Annotated in this window: 14 protein-coding genes; 9 read left to right on the top strand and 5 right to left on the bottom strand. The window is 72.9% G+C overall.

Going from position 1 to position 25618, the window contains the following annotated elements; all coding sequences use genetic code 11:
* Positions 1 to 125 precede the first annotated feature (125 nt).
* On the top strand, positions 126 to 1928 hold the full coding sequence (locus ACFVSN_RS34755) for an ABC transporter ATP-binding protein (RefSeq protein WP_387957484.1): 1803 nt from the start codon (positions 126 to 128) through the stop codon (positions 1926 to 1928).
* The gene (locus ACFVSN_RS34750; RefSeq protein ID WP_387957481.1) at positions 1925 to 3781 is read left to right on the top strand and encodes an ABC transporter ATP-binding protein; all 1857 of its coding nucleotides are present in this window, start codon (positions 1925 to 1927) and stop codon (positions 3779 to 3781) included. The genes ACFVSN_RS34755 and ACFVSN_RS34750 overlap by 4 nt, the downstream gene beginning before the upstream one ends.
* A gap of 39 nt (positions 3782 to 3820) precedes the next feature.
* Here the strand turns inward: ACFVSN_RS34750 and glgP are convergent, their stop codons facing one another.
* Complete coding sequence (gene glgP, locus ACFVSN_RS34745) at positions 3821 to 6514, bottom strand: alpha-glucan family phosphorylase (protein WP_387957479.1); 2694 nt, start codon at positions 6512 to 6514, stop codon at positions 3821 to 3823.
* Positions 6515 to 7673: 1159 nt separating this feature from the next.
* Between glgP and ACFVSN_RS34740 the strand changes: the two genes are divergently transcribed.
* The 7 genes from ACFVSN_RS34740 (at position 7674) to pyk (ending at position 20689) form a co-directional block, all read left to right on the top strand.
* Positions 7674 to 9629 carry an alpha-1,4-glucan--maltose-1-phosphate maltosyltransferase gene (locus ACFVSN_RS34740; RefSeq protein WP_380498053.1) on the top strand — a complete coding sequence of 652 codons (1956 nt, stop codon included), beginning with the start codon at positions 7674 to 7676 and terminating at the stop codon, positions 9627 to 9629.
* Positions 9626 to 11350: a maltose alpha-D-glucosyltransferase gene (gene treS / locus ACFVSN_RS34735; protein ID WP_380441325.1), complete on the top strand. Its 1725-nt coding sequence runs from the start codon at positions 9626 to 9628 to the stop codon at positions 11348 to 11350. The genes ACFVSN_RS34740 and treS overlap by 4 nt, the downstream gene beginning before the upstream one ends.
* A gap of 254 nt (positions 11351 to 11604) precedes the next feature.
* The gene (locus ACFVSN_RS34730) at positions 11605 to 13095 is read left to right on the top strand and encodes a phosphotransferase (RefSeq protein WP_380505779.1); all 1491 of its coding nucleotides are present in this window, start codon (positions 11605 to 11607) and stop codon (positions 13093 to 13095) included.
* Between the two features lie 61 nt (positions 13096 to 13156).
* On the top strand, positions 13157 to 15493 hold the full coding sequence (glgB, locus tag ACFVSN_RS34725) for a 1,4-alpha-glucan branching protein GlgB (RefSeq protein ID WP_387957476.1): 2337 nt from the start codon (positions 13157 to 13159) through the stop codon (positions 15491 to 15493).
* 202 nt (positions 15494 to 15695) lie between these two features.
* Positions 15696 to 17825 (top strand): phosphate acetyltransferase, encoded by a 2130-nt coding sequence (gene pta, locus ACFVSN_RS34720; RefSeq protein WP_380509446.1) that lies wholly within the window; start codon positions 15696 to 15698, stop codon positions 17823 to 17825.
* A 100-nt stretch (positions 17826 to 17925) separates the two neighbouring features.
* Complete coding sequence (locus tag ACFVSN_RS34715; protein ID WP_380440179.1) at positions 17926 to 19167, top strand: acetate kinase; 1242 nt, start codon at positions 17926 to 17928, stop codon at positions 19165 to 19167.
* Between the two features lie 94 nt (positions 19168 to 19261).
* Positions 19262 to 20689, top strand: a complete 1428-nt coding sequence (gene pyk / locus ACFVSN_RS34710; RefSeq protein ID WP_380440177.1) for a pyruvate kinase — start codon at positions 19262 to 19264, stop codon at positions 20687 to 20689.
* Between the two features lie 78 nt (positions 20690 to 20767).
* Here pyk and ACFVSN_RS34705 read toward each other — a convergent pair whose 3' ends face one another.
* The 4 genes from ACFVSN_RS34705 to ACFVSN_RS34690 all read right to left on the bottom strand — a co-directional run bounded on the left by ACFVSN_RS34705 (position 20768) and on the right by ACFVSN_RS34690 (position 25326).
* Positions 20768 to 22243: a hypothetical protein gene (locus tag ACFVSN_RS34705; RefSeq protein WP_387957474.1), complete on the bottom strand. Its 1476-nt coding sequence runs from the start codon at positions 22241 to 22243 to the stop codon at positions 20768 to 20770.
* Positions 22240 to 22821, bottom strand: a complete 582-nt coding sequence (locus ACFVSN_RS34700; RefSeq protein WP_387957472.1) for a DUF6114 domain-containing protein — start codon at positions 22819 to 22821, stop codon at positions 22240 to 22242. Before ACFVSN_RS34700 ends, ACFVSN_RS34705 begins: the two co-directional genes overlap by 4 nt.
* Positions 22822 to 22952: 131 nt before the next feature.
* On the bottom strand, positions 22953 to 23621 hold the full coding sequence (locus ACFVSN_RS34695; protein WP_380440169.1) for a DUF6230 family protein: 669 nt from the start codon (positions 23619 to 23621) through the stop codon (positions 22953 to 22955).
* Between the two features lie 697 nt (positions 23622 to 24318).
* On the bottom strand, positions 24319 to 25326 hold the full coding sequence (locus tag ACFVSN_RS34690) for a tetratricopeptide repeat protein (RefSeq protein ID WP_387957470.1): 1008 nt from the start codon (positions 25324 to 25326) through the stop codon (positions 24319 to 24321).
* Positions 25327 to 25618: the final 292 nt, after the last annotated feature.

Below are 25618 nucleotides of genomic sequence, written 5' to 3'. Positions count from 1 at the left end.
CGACACGTGCGCCCCGTCGAACGCCTCCGCCCCACCCGTACGGGTGGCCGGTTCTCGCCGCACCGCGCCGACAGGGGTGAAAAACCTGGTGAGAAATGACGGGAGGTCTGCCTACCCTCACGGCGATGGCCGAGAACCGACAACCCGACGCCCCCGGGACCGCCCACCGCTCCACGGTCCGCTCCCTGCTGCGCCTGTGGCCCTACGCCCGGGCCGTCCGCCGCCGGCTCGCCACCTCCGTGACGGCCGCCGTGCTCGCCATGCTGAGCGTCCTCGGCGTGCCGATCGTGCTCGGCCGGATCGTGGACGGACCCCTGGCCCGGCACGACCTCGCCGGGCTGTGGCCGCTGGTCGGCCTGCTGCTGCTCCTCGGCCTGGTCGAGGCCGGCCTGTTCTACACCCGCCGGGTGGTCCTGGCCCGCCCGCTGGCCGGGCTGGAGACGGCCATGCGCGGCGACCTCTTCGCCAAGCTCCAGCGACTGCCGGTCTCCTTCCACGAACGGTGGGGATCCGGCCAGTTGCTCTCCCGGGCCACCGCCGACATGTACACCATGCGGCTGTTCCTGGCCTTCCCGCTGGTCTTCCTCATCGTCAACTCGGTGATGTTCCTGGCCGGCACGGTGGTGATGTTCACCCAGGACTGGCGGCTCGCCCTGATCGTCGTGCTGCCCGCCGCACCGCTGTTCGTGCTCACCCGGCGCTTCGAGTCCGGCTACTCCGGCGCCTCCCGGCTCGCCCAGGACCGCAACGGCGACCTCGCCACCGTCGTCGAGGAGTCCGTCCTCGGCATCCGCGTCCTCAAGGCCTTCGGCCGCCACCGCTCGATGCACGAGCGGTTCCGCGCCCAGTCCCGGCTGCTGCGCCGCACCGAGCTGCACAAGGCCCACCTGCTGGCGAACCTGTGGGCGGTGATCGTCGGCCTGCCGGAGATCGCCCTCGGCTGTGCCCTCGCCGTCGGCGCCTACCTGGTCGCCCACGACCAGCTCAGCGCCGGCAGCCTGGTCGCCTTCCTCTCCACCGCGCTCGCGCTGCGCTGGCCGGTCGAGTCCCTCGGCTGGCTGCTCGCCTACGCCAACGAGGCCGCCACCGCCACCGACCGCTTCTTCGAGGTCCTCGACGAACCCGAGGAGGAGGACCCGGGCACCGCCACCGGCCTCGGCGCCACCTCGGACGGCATCCGCCTCACCGGCGTCCGCTTCCGCTACCCCGACGCCCCCGACGGCACCCCCGACCTGCTCCGGGGCATCGACCTGCACGTGCGCAGCGGCGAGACGATGGCCCTGGTCGGCGCCACCGGCAGCGGCAAGACCACCCTCACCGCCCTGCTCCCCCGTCTGTACGAGGCCACCGGCGGCACCATCACGCTGGACGGCCGCGACATCCGCGACCTGCCCCGGGAGCGGCTGCGCGAGCTCGTCGCGGTGGCCTTCGAGGAGCCCACCCTGTTCTCGGCGACCGTCCGGGAGAACGTCCTGATGGGCGCCCCCGGCGCGGGCGAGGACCGGCTGCGCTCCGCGCTCGCCACCGCCCAGGCCGGCTTCGTCGACAAGCTCCCGGCCGGAGCGGACACCGAGGTCGGCGAGCAGGGCCTGAGCCTCTCCGGCGGCCAGCGCCAGCGCCTCGCCCTGGCCCGCGCGGTCGTCGGCGACCCGGCCTTCCTCGTCCTCGACGACCCGCTGTCCGCCCTCGACGTGCACACCGAGGCCCTGGTCGAACGCGCCCTGCGCGAGGTCCTCGCCGGCACCACCGCCCTGGTGGTCGCCCACCGCCCCAGCACCGTGCTGCTCGCCGACCGGGTCGCGGTGCTCGCGGACGGCCGGATCGAGGCCGTCGGCACCCACCAGGAACTGCTGCGCACCTCCACGCGCTACCGCGAACTGATGACGGGCGAGGCCGCCCTGATCCCCGAGGGGAGCACCTCCCGGTGACCACCACCGCCGAACCCGCCGTCGAGCCGGCCGACCCCGCCGGCCCCGCCGCCGAGGAGGAGCTGGCGCCTCCCCCGGACGACGAGGAGGACATCCCCGTCCCGCCCGGCGCGCCCCGGGCGCTGCTGCGCTCGCTGCTCGGCCCGCACCGGGCCCGGATCACCGTCGCGATGGTGGTGATCCTCGTCCAGCAGGCCGCCCTGCAGTCCGGCCCGCTGCTGGTCGCGGTGGCGATGGACCGCGGCATCCCGGCGCTGCGCGGGAACGACGCCGGACCGCTGATCGCGGTGATCGCCGCCTACCTGTGCTTCGCCCTGCTCAGCCCGCTGCTGCAGTGGGTGTTCATCAAGATCAGCGCCCGGGTCAACCAGGACATCCTGCTGGAGCTGCGCGGCCGGATCTTCCGGCACGCCCAGCGGCTCAGCCTGGACTTCCACGAGCGCTACACCTCCGGCCGGATCATCTCCCGCGCCACCAGCGACATCGACGCGCTGCGCGAACTGCTCTCCGAAGGCCTCCAGGAGCTGCTGACCGTCTTCCTGTCGGTCTGCTACATCTCGGTGCTGCTCATGGTGCTGGACTGGCGCCTCGGGCTGGCCTCACTGGCCGCCCTGGTGCCGCTCGGCCTGATCGCCCGCTCCTTCCGCACCCGCTCGCGCCGGGTCTACCGCCGCTCGCGGACCTCCGCCGCCTCGATGATCGTCCGCTTCACCGAGACCATGAACGGCATCCGCCCGGTACAGGCCTTCCGCCGCGAGAAGGCCAACGACGCGGCCTTCGCCGTGGTCAACCAGCGCTCCGCCACCGCGACCGCCGACGGCTTCCTGGAGCTCGCCCGCTACGTCGGCCTCTCCCGCACCGCCGCCAACGTCTGGACGGCCGGCGTGGTGCTGCTCGGCGGCCGGCTGGTCGTCGACGGCACGCTGGAACTCGGCGTCCTCACCGCCTTCCTGCTCTACCTGCGCCGCCTGTTCGACCCGATCGACCAGCTCGCGATGTTCCTCAACAGCTACCAGTCGGCCGCCGCCGCGCTGGAGAAGATCGCCGGCCTGCTCGCCCACGAGCCGACCGTCGCCGAGCCGGCCGAGCCCGCCGAACTGCCGCGGGCGGCCGGCAAGGGCCGCGAGGTCTCCTTCGAGGGGACGCGCTTCGCCTACCGCACCGGCAAGGAGGTGCTGCCGCCCTTCGACCTGGTGATCCCCGCCGGACAGACGGTGGCGGTGGTCGGCGCGACCGGCGCGGGCAAGTCGACCGTCGCCAAGCTGCTGGCCCGCTTCTACGACCCGACCGAGGGCCGGATCCGGCTGGACGGCGTCGACCTGCGCGACCTCGCCACCCCCGAACTGCGGCGCGGGGTGGTCATGGTGACCCAGGAGTCCTTCCTGTTCTCCGGCACCGTCGCCGAGAACATCGCGATCGGCCGCCCCGGCGCCACCCGCGCGGAGGTCGAACAGGCCGCCCGGGACATCGGCGCGTACGAGTTCGTCGCCGCGCTCCCGGACGGCTTCGACACCGACGTGCGCAAGCGCGGCGGCCGGATCTCCGCCGGGCAGCGCCAGCTGGTCGCCTTCGCCCGCGCCCTGCTGGCCGACCCGGCGGTGCTGATCCTGGACGAGGCGACCAGCTCGCTGGACGTCCCCGGCGAGCAGGCCGTCCAGCGGGCCATGCGCACGGTGCTGGCGGGCCGGACGGCCGTGATCATCGCGCACCGGCTCTCCACCGTGGAGATCGCCGACCGCGGGCTGGTGATGGACCAGGGCCGGATCGTCGAGGACGGCGGCCCGCAGGAGCTGATCGCCGGCGCCGGCCGCTTCGCCGAACTGCACCAGGCCTGGCGGGACAGCCTGGTCTGAGCCGCCCCGCCGCGGCCCAGCCCGTCCCGGCGCAGCGCCTCAGCGCAGTAGGCCCGCGTCCATCCCGGCCGACTCGGCGGGCAGGGCGACCAGCCCCGGCTCCGCCGGGGAGGCCAGCCGCGGGTGGGACGGCAGCACCCGGACGGTGTAGCCGAACGGACCGGTCCTGGACAGCTCCAGTGAGCCCTCGTAGCGCGTCCGCCCGTCCAGGTCCGGGCCGCCGACCGGCTTGAGCGCGAGCAGGCCGGCGTCCGAGATGCCGTCCGTCTCGTCCACCCGGCCGGACACCACCTGCACCTCGACGTCGCCCGGCGACAGCGCGCCGAGCGCGACCTGCACCCGCAGCGCCAGCGAGCTGCCGAGCTCCTGCGCCTCGGCCGGGCAGTCCGCCTCGACGTGCTCGACCCGGACGGCCGGCCAGGCCTCGCGGACCTTCGCCTTCCAGGCCGCCAGCTCGCGGGCGCCCTCGCCCGATCCGGCCGCCAGCTCGCGCTGGGCGAGCGCCGCCGGGGCGTACAGCCGCTCGACGTACTCGCGGACCATCCGGCCGGCCAGCACCTTGGGGCCGAGGGTGACCAGGGTGTGCCGGACCATCGCGATCCAGCGGTGCGGCAGCCCGTCCGCGCCGCGGTCGTAGAAGCGCGCGGCGACCTGCTCCTCGATCAGGTCGTAGAGCGCCGCCGCCTCGATGTCGTCGCGCCGCTCGGCCTCGCTGCTCTCCGGGTCGAGCACGCCGCCGGCGTCGTCCGCCGTGGGGATCGCCCAGCCGTTCTGGCCGTCGTACCACTCGTCCCACCAGCCGTCCAGGACGGACAGGTTGAGGCAGCCGTTGAGCGCGGCCTTCATCCCGGAGGTGCCGCAGGCCTCCAGCGGGCGCAGCGGGTTGTTCAGCCAGACGTCGCAGCCCGGGTAGAGGTGCTGGGCCATCGCCATGTCGTAGTCCGGCAGGAAGACGATCCGGTGGCGGACGGCCGGGTCGTCGGCGAAGGCGACCATCTGCTGGATCAGCCGCTTGCCGCCGTCGTCGGCCGGGTGGGCCTTGCCGGCGACGACGATCTGCACCGGGCGGGTCGGGTGCAGGAGCAGGGAGCGCAGCCGAGCCTGGTCGCGCAGCATCAGGGTGAGCCGCTTGTAGGAGGGCACCCGGCGGGCGAAGCCGATGGTCAGGACGTCCGGGTCGAGCACCGAGGAGACCCAGCCGAGCTCGGCCTCGCCCGCGCCGCGCTGGCGCCAGGAGGTGCGCAGCCGGCGGCGGGCCTCGTCGACCAGCTGGGCGCGCAGGCTGCGGCGCAGGTCCCAGATCTCGGTGTTGCCGATCCGCTCCAGGCCGGTCCAGCGCTTGGCGTCGCCGTTGGTCATGGCGTCCTCGGCGCGGTCGGCGCCGATCTCGGCGGCGCCGAGGCGCACGACGGCCGGGTCGATCCAGGTGGCGGCGTGGACGCCGTTGGTGACGGAGGTGATCGGGACCTCGGCCGGGTCGAAGCCGGGCCACAGGCCGTTGAACATGGCCCGGCTGACCTCGCCGTGCAGCGTGGAGACGCCGTTGGCGCGCTGGGCGAGCCGCAGGCCCATGGCGGCCATGTTGAAGAGCTTCGGGTCCCCGCCGGGCCAGGTCTCGGCGCCGAGCGCGAGCACCGGCTCGACCGGGACGCCGGGCAGGGCGGCGTCGCCGGAGAAGTGCCGGGCGACGAGCTCGCGGTCGAAGCGGTCGATGCCGGCCGGGACGGGCGTGTGGGTGGTGAAGAGGGTGCCGGCCCGGACGGACTCCAGGGCGGCGGCGAAGTCGGGGCCGACGCCGTCGGCCCCGGCGGTGTCGGTCTCGGCCGTGCCGGCGGCGACGAGTTCGCGGATCCGCTCGACGCCGAGGAAGCCGGCGTGGCCCTCGTTGGTGTGGAAGACCTCGGGGGCGGGGTGGCCGGTGAGGCGGCAGTAGGCGCGCACGGCCCGGACGCCGCCGATGCCGAGGAGCATCTCCTGGAGCAGCCGGTGCTCGCTGCCGCCGCCGTAGAGGCGGTCGGTGACGTCGCGTTCGGCGGGCGAGTTCTCCTCGGTGTCGGAGTCGAGGAGGAGCAGCGGGACCCGGCCGACCTGGGCCTTCCAGATGTGCGCGGCGAGGGTCCGGCCGCCGGGCAGGGCGAGGTCGACCCGGCAGGGGGTGCCGTCGGCCTCCCGGAGCAGGCTGACCGCGAGTTCGTCCGGGTCGAGCAGCGGGTAGCGCTCCTGCTGCCAGCCGTCCCGGTCGAGGGACTGCCGGAAGTAGCCGTGCCGGTAGAACAGCCCCACGCCGATGATCGGGACGCCGAGGTCGCTGGCGGCCTTGAGGTGGTCGCCGGCCAGGATCCCGAGCCCGCCGGAGTACTGGGGCAGCGCGGCGGCGATGCCGTACTCGGGCGAGAAGTAGGCGACGGCGGCGGGCAGCGGGGTGCCGCCGCCCTCCTGGGCCTGGTACCAGCGCGGGCCCGCGAGGTAGTCGCGCAGGTCGTCGGCGAGGTCGCCGAGGCGGCGCAGGAAGCGCCGGTCGGCGGCGAGCGCGGCGAGCCGGGCGGCCGGGACCTCCCCGAGCAGCCGCACCGGGTCCTCGCCGGTCGCGGCCCAGACCTCCGGGTCCACGGACCGGAAGAGGTCCCTGGTCTCGGGGTGCCAGGACCAGCGCAGGTTGAGGGCCAGCTCGTGCAACGGCTGGAGTTGTTCGGGCAGGACGGTGCGGACGGTGAATCTGCGGATTGCCTTCACGGCGTGAAGCGTAGCCCCGACGGCCGTCATGACAGTGCGTCAAGTGGGCTATTGGGCATCCGTTCGGCCTATTGATGAGATCGCATTCGGCGCATTGGGCTGCACGGGGGGCGCGCGAGGCGCACTTTCCGGGGGCTCGCGCTACCAAAGCGTGAACACTGCGGAACGACCCCATTTCCGATCGCTCATCCGCTCCGGACAAAGCCCGAAACTACTGTCGTACCGCTGCGAAAGTCCGGCCCGCGGTGCGAGTATGAACCGAGGTCGTTGATGCTGTGGGGAGTGCGGCGACGGGCGGCGCCCCCCTTGAAGCAGCACGTCCGAATCCTTTTCGCGTTGATCGTTCCTCGTCCTCCTTAGCCCATTCGGCGCCCACGGCGCTCCGACGCGTGTCCTCGTACTCGGTCGGCTCGTTCACGGGTCGACCGGGTCGCCCAGGGGCGTGCCCCCGGAGGCGTGCGCCGGGACGCGCGCGGGCTCCGGGGCGTCCCCCCACGGGCCGGGCGGGCGCCGGGCAGGTTGCCGGGGACGGCGGCGCGGGCAGGCTCTCGGTCGCACGTCCTCCCCACCCAGCAGTCCTCCCGGTACTCCCCCGGCCCGCCCCCCGGCGCCGGCGGGAGCTGCCGCCGATCTCGGGCAGGAGCTTGGCATGCACGGCGACACGCGGGACCAGTCCACACCGGTGGCCGACACCCTCGACGCAGCGGTCGCGGAATCCGCCGGACGGGCGGATTCTGACACTCGGACGGATCCGGCGATGCCGGCGCCCAGGGCGGCCGGAGCGGCCCGTCCCCCGCACTCCGGACCCGAGCACGCCTCACCCGGGCAGCCCTCGTCCGAACACCCCTCCCCGCTCGAACACTCCGAGCCCGAGTCCTCCGCAGCGGCCCGACAACCAGGGGTCGCGGAGAGCCGGACCACGGCACCGCGCAGGCGCACCACCACCACGCGCCGCACCGCCACCGCCGGGTCCACCGCACCGTCCGCCACCCCGGAGGCGGATGGCGCGAAGGCCGGTGCGAAAGCCGGTGCGAAGGCCGGTGCGAGGTCCGGTGCCACCAAGGCGGGCGCCGCGAAGGCCGACGCCCCGCCGCGCAAGGCGCCCGCCCGCAAGACCGCCGCCGGCAAGACCGCCGCCCGAAAGACAGAGAGCGACACCGTGATCGGCCGCATCCCCGTCCTGGACGTCAGCCCGCTCGTCGACTCCGGCCGCCGCCCGGCCAAGGCCGTCGCCGGCGAGACCTTCCTGGTCACCGCGACCGTGTTCCGCGAGGGCCACGACGCCGTCAACGCCAACGTCGTGCTGCGCGACCCGCGCGGGCGCAGCGGCCCGTGGACCCCGATGCGCGAGCTCGCCGAGGGCACCGACCGCTGGGGCGCGCACGTCACCCCGACCGCGCCCGGCCGCTGGTCCTACCTGGTCGAGGCGTGGAGCGACCCGATCGCCACCTGGCGCAGGACGGCGTCGGTCAAGCTCCCCGCCGGGATGGACACCGCGCTCGTCCTGGAGGAGGGCGCCCGCCTGCTGGAGCAGGCCGCGGCCGGCGTGCCGAAGAAGGAGGGCCGCGCGCACGTGCTCGCCGCCGCCGACGCGCTGCGCGACCCAGGCCTGCCGCCGCTGTCCCGGCTGGCGGCCGCGCTCGCCCCCGAGGTGCTGGAGCTGCTCGCCCGGTACCCGCTGCGCGAGCTGCTGAGCGCCTCCCGCCCGCTGCCGCTCCAGGTGGACCGCGAGCGCGCCCTGTTCGGCTCCTGGTACGAGTTCTTCCCGCGGTCGGAGGGCGCCGTGGTGGACCCGAACGGCGTCGAGCCGCCGCGTTCGGGCACCCTGCGCACCGCCGCCGAGCGGCTGCCCGCGATCGCCGCGATGGACTTCGACGTGGTCTACCTGCCGCCCGTCCACCCGATCGGCCGCGCCTACCGCAAGGGCCCGGACAACACCCTGACGGCCGGTCCGCACGACGTCGGCTCGCCCTGGGCGATCGGTTCGCCGGAGGGCGGCCACGACGCCGTCCACCCGGACCTCGGCACCATCGAGGACTTCGACCACTTCGTCGCCGAGGCCCGGGCGCTGCACCTGGAGGTGGCGCTGGACTTCGCCCTCCAGTGCTCCCCCGACCACCCGTGGGTGAACAAGCACCCGGAATGGTTCAGCCACCGCGCCGACGGCACCATCGCGTACGCCGAGAACCCGCCGAAGAAGTACCAGGACATCTATCCGGTCAACTTCGATCAGGACATGGATGGAATCGTCAAGGAAACCGTTCGCATCCTGCGTTTCTGGATGTCCCACGGAGTGCGGATCTTCCGGGTCGACAACCCGCACACCAAGCCGGTGCTGTTCTGGGAGAAGGTGCTCGCCGACATCGCCCGCACCGACCCCGACGTCGTGTTCCTGGCGGAGGCCTTCACCCGCCCCGCGATGATGCACACCCTCGGGAAGATCGGCTTCCACCAGTCGTACACGTACTTCACCTGGCGCACCACCAAGCCGGAACTCACCGATTACCTCACCGAACTCACCGGTGACGCGGCCGCCTACATGCGGCCCAACTTCTTCGCCAACACCCCCGACATCCTGCACGCCTACCTCCAGCACGGCGGCCGGGCCGCGTTCGCCGTCCGCGCCGTGCTCGCCGCCACGCTCTCCCCCACCTACGGCGTCTACGCCGGGTTCGAGCTGTACGAGAACGAACCGGCCCACCCCGGCTCCGAGGAGTACCTGCACTCGGAGAAGTACGAGCTGCGCCCGCGCGACTGGAACCGCACCGACACCCTCGCCCCGCTGCTCACCGTGCTCAACCGGCTGCGCCGGCGCCACCCCGCCCTGCGCCAGCTGCGCGACCTGCGCTTCCACCCCACCGACAACGACCAGGTGATCGCCTACTCCAAGACCGCGACCACCCCGGAGGGCCTGACCGACCAGGTCATCACCGTGGTCAACCTCGACCCGCACCACGTCCAGGAGGCCACCGTCACGCTCGACGGCGACGGCCCGTTCGCGGTGCACGACGAGCTCACCGGCGCCGCCTACACCTGGGGCCGGCACAACTACGTCCGGCTCGATCCCTCAGCCGAGCCGGCTCACCTCCTCACGGTTCGGAGGAACCCAGCGTGACAGTGAACGAGCCCGTCCCCGACACCTTCCCCGAGACCTCGAAGAAGAACCTGGACCCCGAGTGGTTCAAGCGTGCGGTCTTCTACGAGGTGCTGGTGCGGTCCTTCCAGGACAGCAACGGCGACGGGGTCGGGGACCTGAAGGGGCTCACGGCCAAGCTCGACTACCTCCAGTGGCTCGGCATCGACTGCCTCTGGCTCCCGCCGTTCTTCGCCTCGCCGCTGCGCGACGGCGGGTACGACGTGGCCGACTACAAATCGGTGCTGCCCGAGTTCGGCGACATCGCCGACTTCATGGAGTTCGTGGACGCCGCGCACGCCCGCGGCATGCGCGTGATCATCGACTTCGTCATGAACCACACCAGCGACCAGCACCCGTGGTTCCAGGCCTCCCGCGCGGACCCGGACGGGCCGTACGGCGACTTCTACATGTGGGCCGACGACGACAAGCGGTACCCGGACGCCCGCATCATCTTCGTCGACACCGAGACCTCCAACTGGACGTACGACCCGGTCCGCAAGCAGTACTTCTGGCACCGGTTCTTCTCTCACCAGCCCGACCTCAACTACGACAACCCCCGCGTCCAGGACGAGATGATCGCCGGGCTGCGGTTCTGGCTCGACCTCGGCATCGACGGCTTCCGGCTGGACGCGGTGCCCTACCTGTTCGCGCGCGACGGCACCAACTGCGAGAACCTGCCGGAGACCCACGAGTTCCTGCGCCGGGTCCGCAAGGAGATCGACGCCGACTACCCCGACACCGTGCTGCTCGCCGAGGCCAACCAGTGGCCCGAGGACGTCGTCGACTACTTCGGCGACTTCGCGGCGGGCGGCGACGAGTGCCACATGGCGTTCCACTTCCCGGTGATGCCGCGGATCTTCATGGCGGTGCGGCGCGAGTCCCGCTACCCCGTCTCGGAGATCCTCGCCAAGACCCCGCACATCCCGTACGGGTGCCAATGGGGCATCTTCCTGCGCAACCACGACGAGCTGACCCTGGAGATGGTCACCGACGAGGAGCGCGACTACATGTACGCGGAGTACGCCAAGGACCCCCGGATGCGCGCCAACGTGGGCATCCGGCGCCGGCTCGCCCCGCTGCTGGAGAACGACCGCAACCAGATCGAGCTGTTCACCGCCCTCCTCCTCTCGCTGCCCGGCTCGCCGGTGCTCTACTACGGGGACGAGATCGGCATGGGCGACAACATCTGGCTCGGCGACCGGGACGGCGTCCGCACCCCGATGCAGTGGACCCCGGACCGCAACGCGGGTTTCTCCTCCGCCGACCCGGGCAGGCTCAGTCTGCCGCCCATCATGGACCCGGTGTACGGCTATCAGGTGACCAACGTCGAGGCACAGCAGAGCAGTTCGAGTTCGCTGCTGCACTGGACGCGTCGCATGATCGAGATCCGCAAGCTCAACCCGGCGTTCGGTCTGGGCACGTACACCGAACTGCCCTCCAGCAACCCCGCGGTGCTGGCCTTCGTGCGGGAGCACGAGGGGGACCTGGTCATGTGCGTGAACAACTTCTCGCGGTTCGCACAACCGACCGAACTGGACCTGCGGCAGTACGGCGGACGCTACCCGGTCGAGCTGATCGGCGGAGTGCGCTTCCCCTCGATCGGTGAGTGGCCGTACCTGCTCACCCTGGCCGGCCACGGCTTCTACTGGTTCCAGCTCCGGCAGCCCCCGCGACTGAGCGGGACCAGGCGGTCGAAGTAACGATCCGCCGCACCGGCCCCGACCGCACCACCAGACCCTCGGGGAGCGCGAGTTGAACCCGCGCGCCCCGGGGTCCTCCGCCCCGCGGCGCCCCCGGCGCCGCGTACGGAGAACAGCCCAACGGCCACCCACACGAAGGCGTGACACCTGAGCCCCGCTCGCGTGCCGCCACCGCCGCGCCGCCGAAATCCGGAAGACTGACGGACCCGGCCAGACCCGTCGGGCAGTCGGCCCGCTTCCGGGGAAAGGGAGTCATGTCCGAAACCTCCCGTTCTCAAGCCCATGTGCAGCACGACACCCCGGCCGGCCCCGCCGCGTCGGCGGGCGCGCGGAGCACCGGGCTCCGGAGAACCGCCCTGGGGGTCAGCGAACTCGTCCAGGCGGCCGTGCCGCTGATCTCCGAGTGGCTCCCCACCCAGCGCTGGTACGCCGGGAAGGGACGGCCCATCACCGGGCTCACCCCGGTGGTCGGAACCCCGCTGCAGGTCGGCGACCCGGCCCTGCTGCACCTCCTGCTGCGGGTCGAGCACGCCACCACGGCCGGCGCCCCGCACGGGGACGTCTACCAACTCCTCCTCGGCGTCCGTTCCGAGCGCCCCGCCGACATCGAGCCCGGCGCCGTGCTCGGCCGGCTCACCCACGGCCCGTACGACGGCGCGACGCTCTACGACGCCGTCCACGACCCGGAGCTCACCGGGCGCCTGCTGGAGCACCTGGCCACCGGCGACCGCTTCGGCTCGCTGTCGTTCCGCCGCACCCCCGGCTCCGGCCTGCCCACCACGATCCCCGGGCGCGCCTCCACCGCCGAGCAGTCCAACAGCTCCGTCATCTACGGCACCTCGTACATCCTCAAGCTCTTCCGCCGCGTCCACCCCGGCACCAACCCCGACCTCGAACTCTCCCTCGCCCTCTCCCGGGCCGGCTCCACCCGCATCCCGCGGGTCGCGGCCTGGTTCGAGAGCCGGATGGAACGCGCCGAACCCGCCACCCTCGGCCTGCTCCAGCGTTACCTGCCGGACGCCGAGGACGGCTGGGAGCTCGCCCTCGACCAGGTCGGCCGGCTCAAGGGCGACCCGTCCCCCGGCAACTTCGCGATCGAGGCCCACCGGCTCGGGCGGGCCACCGCCGAGGTGCACCGGGTGCTCGCCCGCTCGATGCCCGTCGCCCGCCTCGACCGCGCCCAGACCCGCCAGCTCGCCACCGCCATGGCCGACCGCCTCGACAGCGCCGTCGCCGCCGTCCCCGGACTGATGCGCTACCGGGCCGCCCTGCGCAGCGCCTTCCAGCAGCTCGCCGACGCCCACCCGGACGGCCTTCCGGTCCAGCGCATCCACGGCGACCTGCACCTCGGCCAGGCCATGCGCACCCCGCACGGCTGGGTCCTGCTCGACTTCGAGGGCGAGCCCGCCAAGTCCGTCAACGAGCGCCGCGAACCGCAGCCCGCGCTGCGCGACGTCGCCGCGATGCTGCGCTCCTTCGACTACGCGGCGGCCCACCTCCTCGCCGGCGGCCCGGTCGACCCCGAGCTCGCCCACCTCGCCGCCGCCTGGGCACAGCGCAACCGCACCGCCTTCTGCGCCGGGTACACCGCCGGGGGCGGCGTCGACCCGGCGGCCTCGCCGGAGCTGATGCGCGCGCTGGAGATCGACAAGGCGGTCTACGAGGTCGTGTACGAGGCCCGGCACCGCCCGAGCTGGCTGCCGATCCCGCTGGCCGCGATCAACCGGCTCGCCCTGACCGTGTGATCCCCCGCTCGTACCGCCCGCAGGAGTTCGCCCACACCCCCCGCCGCAGGAGGACCCCGCCGTGACGCCGCTCGACCCGCCCGGCCGCACCACCCGTCCCGTACCGGCCACGTTCCTGGCCGGTACGGGGACACCCGCTCCTGCCCCCGCCGCCACCTCTGCTCCCGGCCCCGCCCCGGCTCCCGAACCGCTGCCGGCCGGGGCCCTGCGGCTGCCCGAGGCGCCGCTGCCGCCCTCCGAGGTGGACCGGCTGGTCGGCGGCCAGCACCACGACCCGCACGCGCTGCTCGGCGCCCACCCCGTGCACGGCGGCACCGCGATCCGGGTGCTGCGGCCGTTCGCCGAACGGGTCGTGGTCGAGACCGCCCAGGGCCCGGCCGAACTCACCCACCAGCAGGCCGGGTTGTTCACCGGCCTGCTCGCCGGCGGCGCACCGCCCGACTACCGGCTGCTGGTGACCTACCCGGACGGCGAACCCCTCGTCCAGCAGGACGGCTACCGCACCCCGCCCACCCTCGGCGAGCTCGACCTGCACCTCATCTCCGAAGGCCGGCACGAGCAGCTGTGGCAGGTGCTCGGCTCGCACGTGCGGACGGTGGACGGCGTGGCCGGCACCGCGTTCGCCGTGTGGGCGCCGAACGCCGCCGGGGTGCGGCTGATCGGGGACTTCAACCACTGGGACGGCACCGGGCACCCGATGCGCTCGCTCGGCTCCTCCGGCGTGTGGGAGCTCTTCGTCCCCGGGCTGGCCGAGGGCACCACCTACAAGTACGAGATCCACACCCGGCAGGGCTGGGTGCTCGACAAGGCCGACCCCCTGGCCCGCGCCGCCCAGTGCCCGCCCGGCACCGCGTCCGTCGTCACCTCCTCCGCCTACCGGTGGGAGGACGGCGAGTGGATGGCCCGCCGCGCACGCGCCGCGCACCACCGGGCGCCGATGTCGGTGTACGAGCTGCACCTGCCGTCCTGGCGGCCCGACCTCACCAGCTACCGCGCGATCGCCGAGGAACTCCCCGGCTACCTGAAGGAGTTGAACTTCACCCACGTGGAGTTCATGCCGGTCATGGAGCACCCCTTCGGCGGCTCCTGGGGCTACCAGGTGTCCGGCTACTACGCGCCCACCGCCCGCCTCGGCACCCCGGACGACTTCCGCCACCTCGTCGACACGCTGCACCGGCACGGGATCGGCGTGATCGTCGACTGGGTGCCCGCCCACTTCCCCAAGGACGCCTTCGCCCTCGCCCGCTTCGACGGCGAGCCGCTCTACGAGCCCGCCGACCCGCTGCGCGCCGAACACCCCGACTGGGGCACGCTGGAGTTCGACTACGGGCGCAAGGAGGTGCGCAACTTCCTCGTCGCCAACGCGGTCTACTGGTGCGAGGAGTTCCACATCGACGGGCTGCGCGTGGACGCCGTCGCCTCGATGCTCTACCTCGACTACTCCCGCGAGGGCGGCGCCTGGACGCCCAACCGGTTCGGCGGACGGGAGAACCTCGACGCGGCCTCCTTCCTCCAGGAGATGAACGCGACCGTCTACCGGCGCTGCCCGGGCGTCGTGACGATCGCCGAGGAGTCGACCGCCTGGGACGGCGTGACCCGCCCGACCGACGGCGGCGGCCTCGGCTTCGGCCTCAAGTGGAACATGGGCTGGATGCACGACTCGCTGGTCTACATGTCCAAGGAGCCGGTGCACCGCAGGTACCACCACGACGAGATCACCTTCTCGATGGTGTACGCCTACTCCGAGAACTACATCCTGCCGATCTCCCACGACGAGGTCGTGCACGGCAAGCAGGCGCTCGTCTCCAAGATGCCCGGCGACTGGTGGCAGCAGCGCGCCAACCACCGCGCCTACCTCGGCTTCATGTGGTCCCACCCCGGCAAGCAACTCCTCTTCATGGGACAGGAGTTCGCCCAGGGCGCGGAATGGGACCACGAGACCGGCCCGCAGTGGTGGGTGCTCGACGAGCAGTGGCCGGCCCACCGCGACCACCAGGGCGTGCGCCGCCTCGTCCGCGACCTCAACCGCCACTACCGCGACACCCCCGCCCTCTGGGAGCTCGACACCTCCCCCGAGGGCTTCCAGTGGCTCGACGGCGGCTCCGCCGACGACAACCTGCTCTCCTACGTCCGCCACGCCGCCGACGGCTCGCCCCTCGTCGCCGTCTGCAACTTCTCCCCCGTCGTCCGCCACGGCCACCGCGTCGGCCTCCCCTCCCTCGACGGCCGCGACCAGCTGTGGGAGGAAGTCCTCAACACCGACGCCGAGGCCTACGGCGGCACCGGCACCGGCAACTCGACCCCGATCAAGGCCGACCCCGTCGAGTGGAACGGCCAGCCCCGCTCCGCCGACCTGATCCTCCCCCCACTGGCCACCATCTGGCTCCGCCCGGCCTGACCCCTCCGCGGGCACGACCGACGGCGGCACCGCGGACGTCCGCGGTGCCGCCGTTCGCGGTCTTCCGTTCGCGGTCTTCCGCAACCGACGTGACCTTCGTCCCTTGCCTCCCCCGGGATGCTCTGCTCGCGGACGCCAGTTCGGGGTGCGAAGGTATGGTCGATATGACCACTTTCCGAGGCGACGGGACGGAGAAGACCGCGTGGCGCGCAGCGTGTACGTGACCGGGATCGACCGGGGGGACGGACGGCAGGCGGTCGAGCTCGGGGTCATGGAGCTGCTCACCCGGCAGGTGGACCGGGTCGGGGTGTTCCGGCCGCTGGTGCACGCGCACGCCCCGGGAGAGTCCGGGTCGGACCACGTGGTCGAGCTGCTGCGCGGCCGGTACCGGATCGACCTGCCCGCCACCGACCTGTACGGACTGACGTACGAGGAGGCCGCCGCCCTGCAGGCCGCCCAGGGGCAGGACGAGCTGGTGTCGGCCCTCGTCGACCGGTTCCGGGCAGTGGAGCGGCGCTGCGAGGCCGTGCTGGTGCTCGGCACCGACTTCGCGGACACCAACATCCCGGACGAGCTGGCCTTCAACGCCCGCCTGGCCAACGAGTTCGGCGCCGCCGTGCTGCCGGTGCTCGGCGGGCAGGGCAAGGAGGCGGAGGCCGTGACCGCCGAGGTCCGCAACGCCCACCGGGCGTACACCGACCTCGGCTGCGAGACCCTCGCGATGATCGCCAACCGGGTCGCCCCCGCCGCCAAGCAGCGGATCCAGCGCAAGCTCACAGAGAAGCTGCCGATCCCCGCCTACGTCATCCCCGAGGAGCCGGCGCTGGCCGCGCCCACCGTCGCCCAGCTGGTCGAGGCGACCGGCGCCGAGGTGCTGCTCGGGGACGCCGCCGGGCTCGCCCGGGACGTCCGCGGGTTCGTCTTCGGCGGCGCCATGCTGCCGACCTTCCTCGACGCGCTGACCGACGGCGCCCTCGTCGTCACCCCCGGGGACCGCGCCGACCTGGTCATCGGCTCGCTCGCCGCGCACGCCGCCGGCGCCCCGCCGATCGCCGGCGTGCTGCTGACGCTCGGCCAGCACCCGGGGCCGAACGTCATGGCGCTGGCCGCCCGGCTCGCCCCCGGCACCCCGGTCGCGGTCGTCCCCGGGGGCAGCTGGCCGACCGCCGCCACCCTGACCCACCTGGAGGGCAAGCTCAGCGCGGCCAGCCCGCGGAAGGCCGAGATCGCCCTCGGACTGTTCGAACTGCACGTCGACACGGTCGAGTTGACCAACCGGATCGAGGTCGGCCGGTCCGAGCGGGTCACCCCGATGATGTTCGAGCACGAGCTCCTGGAGCGCGCCCGCGCCGACCGCCGGCACGTCGTCCTGCCCGAGGGCACCGAGGAGCGCGTGCTGCGCGCGGCCGAGATCCTGCTGCGCCGCAACATCTGCGACCTCACCCTCCTCGGCGACGTCGACGCGGTGCGCCGCACGGCCGCGGGCCTCGGCATCGCGATACCGCGGGAAGACTCCGGCGCCGACCGCGCCCGGGTCCGGATCGTCGACCCGACCACCAGCCCGCTGCGCCGCCAGTTCGCCGAGCTGTACGCGCGGCTGCGCGCCCACAAGGGCATGACCGTCGAGCTCGCGCTGGACGTCGTCACCGACGTCTCCTACTTCGGCACCCTGATGGTCCAGGAGGGCATCGCCGACGGCATGGTCTCCGGCGCGGTGCACTCCACCGCCGCCACCATCCGGCCCGCCTTCGAGGTCATCAAGACCTCGCCGGGCGCGTCCATCGTGTCGAGCGTCTTCTTCATGTGCCTGGCCGACAAGGTCCTCGTGTACGGCGACTGCGCCGTCAACCCGGACCCGGACGCCCAGCAGCTGGCCGACATCGCGATCCAGGCCGCGGCCACCGCCGCCCAGTTCGGCGTCGAGCCGCGGGTCGCGATGCTCTCCTACTCGACCGGCACCTCCGGCTCCGGCGCGGACGTCGACAAGGTCCGCAAGGCCACCGAGCTCGTCCGCGAGCTGCGCCCGGACATCCTGGTCGAGGGCCCGATCCAGTACGACGCCGCCGTGGACCCGCACGTCGCGGCCACCAAGCTGCCGGGCTCCGCGGTGGCCGGCCGGGCGACCGTGCTGATCTTCCCGGACCTCAACACCGGCAACAACACCTACAAGGCCGTGCAGCGCTCGGCGGGCGCGGTCGCCGTCGGCCCGGTTCTCCAGGGCCTGCGCAAGCCCGTCAACGACCTCTCCCGCGGCGCGCTGGTCGAGGACATCGTCAACACCGTCGCGATCACCGCGATCCAGTCCCAGGACCGCAAGGAGCCGAACGCATGAGCGAGCGCAGCATGGGGGTCCCCCCGGCCGGAGGCTGGGGGAGAATCATCAGCGGGTGCGTGTTTCGCGAAGCGACCACCGAGCGCAGCGAGGTGGACGCATGAGTGAAGGAACGCGCGTCCTGGTCCTGAACGCCGGCTCCTCGTCGGTCAAGTACCAGCTGATCGACATGCTCGACGGCGCCCGGCTCGCCTCCGGGCTGGTCGAGCGGATCGGCGAGCCGAGCGGCCGGCTGGTGCACACCCCGCGCTCCGGCGAGCGGCGCGAGAGCCTGCAGACCTTCCCGGACCACTCCGCCGCGCTCAAGGCCGTCGCCGAGGAACTCGCCGCCGACGGCGTCGGGCTGGACTCCCCGGAGCTCGCCGCGATCGGCCACCGCGTGGTGCACGGCGGCAAGCGGTTCACCGAGCCGACCGTGCTCACCGACGAGGTGCTCCGGGAGATCCGCCGGCTGATCCCGGTCGCGCCGCTGCACAACCCGGCCAACATCACCGGCATCGAGGTGGCCCGCGCGCTGCGCCCGGACCTGCCGCAGGTGGCCGTCTTCGACACCGCCTTCCACGCCTCGATGCCCGAGCCGGCCGCCCGGTACGCGATCGACAAGGCCGTCGCGGACGAGCACCGGGTGCGCCGCTACGGCTTCCACGGCACCTCGCACCAGTACGTCTCGCGGGCCACCGCCCGGCTGCTCGGCAAGGACCCGGCCGAGGTGAACGTCATCGTGCTGCACCTGGGCAACGGCGCCTCCGCGTCGGCCGTCGCCGGCGGCCGGTGCGTGGACACCTCGATGGGCCTGACCCCGCTGGAGGGCCTGGTCATGGGCACCCGTTCGGGTGACATCGACGCGGGCGTGGTGTTCCACCTGCACCGGGTGGGCGGCCTGTCGATCGACGAGATCGACGACCTGCTCAACCGCCGCAGCGGCCTGCGCGGCCTGTGCGGGGACAACGACATGCGCGAGATCATGCGCCGCGCGGACGAGGGGGACGCGGACGCGAGGCTCGCGTTCGACTCCTACGTCCACCGGCTCCGCAAGTACATCGGCGCCTACTACGCCGTGCTCGGCCGGGTGGACGCGATCGCGTTCACCGCGGGCGTCGGCGAGAACGCCGCACCGGTGCGCGCGGCGGCCACGGCGGGCCTGGAGGAGCTGGGCATCGCGGTGGACCCCGAGCTGAACTCCGTGCGCTCCGGCGAGCCCAGGATCATCTCGCCGGAGTACGCGCGGGTGGCGGTCGCGGTGGTGCCGACCGACGAGGAGCTGGAGATCGCCCGACAGGCCTTCGCCCTCGTGCACCGCCGGGACCAGGAGGCGCAGGGAACCCACGGGTCCGAGGACTGACACTCCGTCGTCTCGGTCCGCGGAATCCTTCGTCGGCGATTCCTCACGATTCGTGCCGAATGCACCCATAACACGAACGGATAGACTGATCCATATGCGCCGAGCGAAAATTGTCTGCACCCTGGGTCCGGCGACGGACTCCTACGAACAGCTGAAGGCCATCGTCGAAGCGGGCATGAACGTCGCCCGACTGAACATGAGCCACGGCACCCACGCGGACCACGAGGAGCGGTACCGAAAGGTCCGCCAGGTCTCGGAGGACACCGGCAAGGCCATCGGCGTCCTGGCCGACCTCCAGGGTCCCAAGATCCGTCTGGCGACCTTCGCCAACGGCCCGGTGACCGTCGACAACGGCGACGAGTTCACCATCACCACCGAGGACGTCCCCGGTGACCAGCACATCTGCGGCACCACCTACAAGGGCCTGCCCGGCGACGTGAAGCCCGGCGACCCGATCCTGATCAACGACGGCGTCATCGCCCTGGAGGTCGTCAGCGTCGATGGCCCGCGGGTGAGGACCGTGGTGGTCGAGGGCGGCGTGCTCTCGAACAACAAGGGCATCAACCTGCCCGGCGCGGCCGTGAACGTGCCCGCCCTGTCCGAGAAGGACAAGGACGACCTGCGCTTCGCGCTCCGCCTGGGCGTCGACATGATCGCCCTGTCCTTCGTCCGCAACGCGGACGACGTCAAGGACGTCCACGAGGTCATGGACGAGGTCGGCATCCGCGTGCCGGTCATCGCCAAGATCGAGAAGCCGCAGGCCGTCGAGGCCATGGAGGAGATCGTCCTCGCCTTCGACGCGATCATGGTCGCCCGCGGCGACCTGGCCGTGGAGTACCCGCTGGAGCGGGTCCCGCTGGTCCAGAAGCGCCTGATCACGCTGGCGCGCCGCAACGCCAAGCCGGTCATCGTCGCCACCCAGATGATGGAGTCGATGATCCACGCCTCGCGCCCGACCCGCGCCGAGGTCTCCGACGTCGCCAACGCCATCCTGGACGGCGCCGACGCGGTCATGCTGTCGGCCGAGTCGAGCGTCGGGAAGTACCCGGTCGAGACCGTCCGCACCATGAGCCGGATCTGCGAGAAGGCCGAGGAGGAGCTCGTCGGCCAGGGCCTGCAGCCGCTCAACCCGGGCCGCAAGCCGCGCACCCAGGGCGGCTCCGTCGCCCGCGCCGCGTGCGAGCTGGGCGACTTCCTGAACGGCAAGGCGCTGATCGCGTTCACCAAGTCCGGCGACACCGCGCGCCGGCTGTCCCGCTACCGCTCGCCGATCCCGGTGATCGCGTTCACCCCGGACTCGGCCACCCGCAACCAGCTCTCGCTGAGCTGGGGCGTCGAGTCGTACGTCACCGAGCAGGTGGCCACCACCGACGCGATGGTCGCGCAGGTCGACCGCGAGCTGCTGAAGATGGGCGAGCTGTCCGAGGGCGACACCGTCATCGTCACCGCCGGCGTCCCGGTCGGCATCCCCGGCACCACCAACATGGTGCAGGTGCACCGCCTGGGCTCGCACGGCGAGTAGTCCGCGCCGCACCGCCCAACGCCCGTGGGGCGGCCCTCCGTCGCGGAGGAGCCGCCCCACGGGCGTCGTGCATTGCTCCTACTTGTCGCTGTAGGGGGCGTTGTCGTTGAACAGGTGCATCCCGGGGATGTGCAGCGTGCCGCCGAACTGGCCGGCCTGCTTGGCGGTCACCCCGGTCAGCTCGATGTCCAGCGGGATCGGGACCGAGCCGATCAGGTCGTACAGCCAGCGCGGCAGGGTGTCCGGGGTGAGGGTGATCTCGCCCAGGTCGATCGGGATCGGCAGGCCCAGCAGCTTGGACAGGTGACCGGACAGCCGCTCCACGTACATGGTGACCGCGCCGTTGCGCATGGTCGAGGTCGAGCCGGGGGCGCCCTGGACGTGGAACGTCACGCCGTTGCCCTCAAGAGTCGACATGTCGAGGTTCTCGATGTCGACGCTCGACACCACGAACTTCAGCACCCGCTTGGTGCCGGTCGGGGTCCTGACGTCGTAGACGCCGTGGAAGGCCGCGCCGTGCAGGCCGAGGCGGCTGGTCTGCAGCGTCCAGTTCTGCTCCGGGACGACCTGCTCGCCGGGCGCCGGGGCGGCGGTCAGGCCGCGGGCGTCCACCGCGCAGTTCGGGTTCGCGGTCGGGGAGCCGGAGGCCGACGGGGACGCCGAGGACGACGGCGCCGAGGTCGAGGCGGAGGCGGACGGCGTGCCGGACCCGGACGGCGCGGCCGAGGCACTGGACGACGGCGCCGGCTTGGTGGGCGCCTTGCCCGTCGCGGGCGACTTCGGGGCCTGGGTCACCGTGCCGCCGCCGGGCACCTGCGGGGACGGCTGCGCCTGCGGCTGGGTCTGCGGCTGGGGCTGGGTCGGCGGCTGCCCGGGCTGGACCGGGGCGCCGACCCGCGGGGCGGGCGCGGCGGGCGCCGGGGTGGTCGCCGGGGCCGGGGTGGCGGTCGGCGACGCGGAGGGCGTCGGGGACGCCGAACCACCCGGGTTCAGGAGGTTGCCGATCCCGCCGAGGATGTCGTCGATCAGCCCGGCCTGGGACGCCTTGGCCGTCCCGTTCGGGTCGCCCTGGTAGACCGCGCTCACCGCGCCCGCACCGCCGTTGGCAGCGGACCGGACAGCCGGCGCGGTGGTCGCCGTCGACGTCGGGGCCGTCGGGGCGGCGGTCGGCGTCTTCACCGGCGCGGACGGCTGCGGGGTGGGCGCGGCCGTCGGGGCCTGCGTCGGGACGCCCGTCGCAGCGGCGCTCGCCCCCGCGGTGGGCGTGCCGGTGGGCGTCGCGGACGGACCGGGCGGCGGCGCGGGCAGCTCGCTCTTGGGCACCGGCGTCTCCTGGACCGACGAGACGTCCGGCACCGCCACGGGGGCGGTGGGGCACGCCTTGCCGGCCGTGGACTCGGCCGACGCCGGGTTCGGCGTGTAGGCGGCGGCCATCAGCAGCGCCGTCGGCACCGCGGCCATGGCCAGCGCCCGGCCCCGCAGCCGCACCCGGACGGGCGTCCGCGGAGCGGCGTGGCGCCCGGAGCGCTTCGCTTGGTCGTCGCCCGTGCTCACCGCGCCTCCCCCGGGTCCGCCGTGGCGGCCTGCTCCCCCGGCACGGCCTGGGCGGGCAGCTTGGCCGTGGGCGCCTCGGCGGCAGCGGGCTCTTCGGCGGCGACGCTCTCGGCGACGGCGTTCTCGGCGACGGCGTTCTCGGCGACGGCGTTCTCGGCCGCAGCCTCGGGCTCCGGCAGCGGCGCCCAGGAGACCAGCAGCCCGCCGCCGATCAGGCCCGGCAGCAGCGCCATGCCGAAACCGGCCAGGTTGGACATCGGGATCGAGACCAGCGTCAGCAGGATGGTCGCGATGCCCGCGAAGACCCGGACCGCCGGCTGGAACCACCCGGTGATCCCGAGGATGATCATCAGGATGCCGATCAGCAGCGACCCGGCCCCCGCCGTGGTCGACATCGCGATCGTCACGCTGCCGAGCGCGAGGTGCGCGTAGGGGAAGTACAGGATCGGGACGCCGGCGATCATGGCCAGCAGGCCGCCCCAGAAGGGCCTGGTGCGGCGGAACGCGCGGAAGTGCCGCCAGAGCCACCCGATCGCGTTCTGGTGGCCGGTCCGGGTTTCGACCGTTGCGCTGGACATGGTGCAGCTCCTCGACATCGCTACGAGGGAAGAACGATTGGCAGGAGGCCGGGAACGACGGTGACCCGCCGCCCCCGGCCCGAGAAGACCCGTCACTCGGGCGTGCCGGCCGGCACGCCGTCAGGCGAGGCTCAGAAGCACTCGTTGCCCGCGCCGTCGCCCTGCTTGAGCGACAGGTGCAGGCCGCTGAGGACGAAGGTGCCGGCCGACGTGGCGCGCGCGGTCTGCTGCACGTTGTCCAGGGTGGCCGTCCTGGCGGCCTGGGCGAAGCCCATGGCGCCGGTCGGCAGCTTGTCCCCGGTCGCCTTCCCGACCACCGGGTGGGGGTGCCAGCTTCCGACGGCGGGGCCGGTCAGGGCAGAGGCGTCCTCACCGATGTTGATGTCCTGGAAGGTCGCGTCGGCCTTCAGGTCCTCCAGGTCGATGAGCAGCTTCTCGGCGTGCACCGGCGTGCTCCCCTCGCCGCCGGCGTTCAGCTGAAGCGTGATCTTGCCGAGGCCGAAGCCGCTCAGGTCGGTCACCACGGACTGGCACAGGTTGGTGATGTCGGCCTTGTCGAAGGCCGAGACGGCGACCGGGTGCAGCTTGCCGCCGGCCTCGACGTCGACGGTGCCGAACTGGGAGAAGCCCTCGCCCTGGAGGTGCGTGGTGTGCACCTTGAACTCCTGGCCGGAGATGCTGAACGAGGCGGCGAGCGCGCTGTTGGCAATGGAGAAGCCCACCGCGGCGGTGGCCGCGATGCTCGGCACCATCACCAGGGCGAAGCGCTTCCAGCGGGTCTTGCCGTAGGTCTTGGACATGCGAGTCCTCCTTCTGGGACGTACATCTCCGGCTCCCCGGCGGCGCCTCCGGCACCGGTGGGGGCCTGGGATGGGAGAGAGCTACGTCCTCGGTAGCGGAGAGCGCGCGTGTCGTCGGACGCGGGAGCGGCCTGCGTGGAGCGGCACTCCCGTCCCTGGACCGGCCGTCCTTGTGGGGCGGCGGGCAGGACCGGCGACATCGGCGATCACCCCCGAGCGACAACCAGCGACCGCGCAGGGCACGCGGCCGGTCGAAGGACAGGAACCGCCGTGGGACCGCGGATACCCCCCTGCCCTCCCTACCGCCGGCCGTGGCCGGCGGATCACCCGGTGGGGATCCCGCGCTCCCCGTGGCCGACCGGCTGTCGGGGGAAGGAGTCTGGGACCGGGCGTGGCCGATCGTGCTTGAATCCCGGGCGAAGCACAAGAGGTGCCTTACTGACGGGTAATGCAACAGTCGGTGGCGTCGATCATGAACTCGGCCCGATCTGCACCGTGCGTGACGTCGTGTAGGAATCGTGTTGGCGAAATCCCCCGGAAACACCGCCGAAACACCCGTGGGTGGTCACACTTGGTGACCACCCACGGGTGAAATCAAGATTTGGTAAACGTCGGCCGGGTTGACCGGATTGTCGCCAAATCACCAGCGACACCGCAGGTCACCCGCCGTGCCATGCGCACCACCCGGCACGCGGGCTCAGAAGAGCACGCGCGCCAGCCCGGCGCGGGCCACCACGACGCGCGGGTCCTCCGCGCCGATGACCTCGAAGAGTTCGAGCAGGCGCAGCCGGACGGTGTCCCGGTCCGCGCCGAAGGTCTTGCCGACGGTGTCGATCAGGCGTCCGAAGGCGTCCTCGACGTGGCCGCCGACCAGGTCCAGGTCGGCGGCCCGGAGCTGCACCTCGACGTTCTTCGGGTCGGCCGCGGCGGCCGCCCGGACGGCCTGGAGGTCCAGGCCCTCGACGCGGTGCAGGAGTTCGGCCTGGGCCAGGCCCAGCTTGGCCTCGGTGTTGCCGGGCTGGTCGGCCAGCACGTTCCGGTAGGCCTGGATCGCGCCGGCGAGGTCGCCGCGGTCGAGCGCGTCGTGCGCGGCGGCGAGCGCCGGGTCCTCGAAGCGCTGCGGGGCGCCGGCCGGACCGGCCTCGCCGTCCGCGGTGCCGGGGGCGGCCTGGCCGCCGACGATGCCGAAGCGCTGCTCGGCGACGAGGATCAGCTGGTCGAGGACCTTGCGGACGTTGGCCGCGCTCTCCGCGCCCTGGAACAGCGGCACGAGCTGGCCGGCCACGACGGCCATCACGGCCGGGATGCCCTGGATGCCGAACTGCTGGGCCAGCATCTGGTTGGAGTCGACGTCGATCTTGACGAGGACGAACCGGCCGGCGTACTCCTCGGCCAGGCCCTCCAGGATCGGGCTGAGCTGCTTGCAGGGGCCGCACCACTCGGCCCAGAAGTCGATGACAACCGGCACCTCGGCGGAGCGCTGGACGACCTCGGTCTCGAAGGTGTCCTCGGTGACGTCGATGACGAGCTCGTAAGCGGGCTCGGCGGGGGCGATGCCGGCCGCCTCGGCGGCGGCGGCCTGGCGGGCCCGCTCGGCCCGCGCCTGCTCGGCCTTCTGGGCTGCCTCACCGGCCGCCTTCACGGCGGCGAGGTCGACCGCACCACGCAGGGCGGAGCTGTTCTGACGCGAATTCCGTGGCTGCATGGCACCATCCTCCCCCGTCCGCGCCGCCCGCGAGCACCAACCTCGGGAAAGTCGTCCCGCGCGGGCTGCGCGGTGCCTCTCCCCGGAGCGCCGTGCGCTCCCCCCAGTAGCCTGCTGCCTCCGGTGCGGATCCCCACCCGCACCCACGCTGTTCCCGTCCCACGGGATCCGGCGCCCGGTTGTCACTGCTTTCGCTACGAGTCGTAGCGTAACTGGAGCGAGTGGCCCGCCCGCAAGCCCCACCGGCCGTTCCGTGACGTGACCTGCCCCACTTTCGCGGACCGCCCGGCTG

Origin of the sequence: Kitasatospora sp. NPDC057904, from assembly GCF_042887925.1 — a bacterium.
In the GTDB taxonomy this organism is placed as follows: Bacteria; Actinomycetota; Actinomycetes; order Streptomycetales; family Streptomycetaceae; genus Kitasatospora.
Note: the sequence above shows the minus strand (reverse complement) of the source record. Positions and strands in the feature narration are given on the sequence as shown.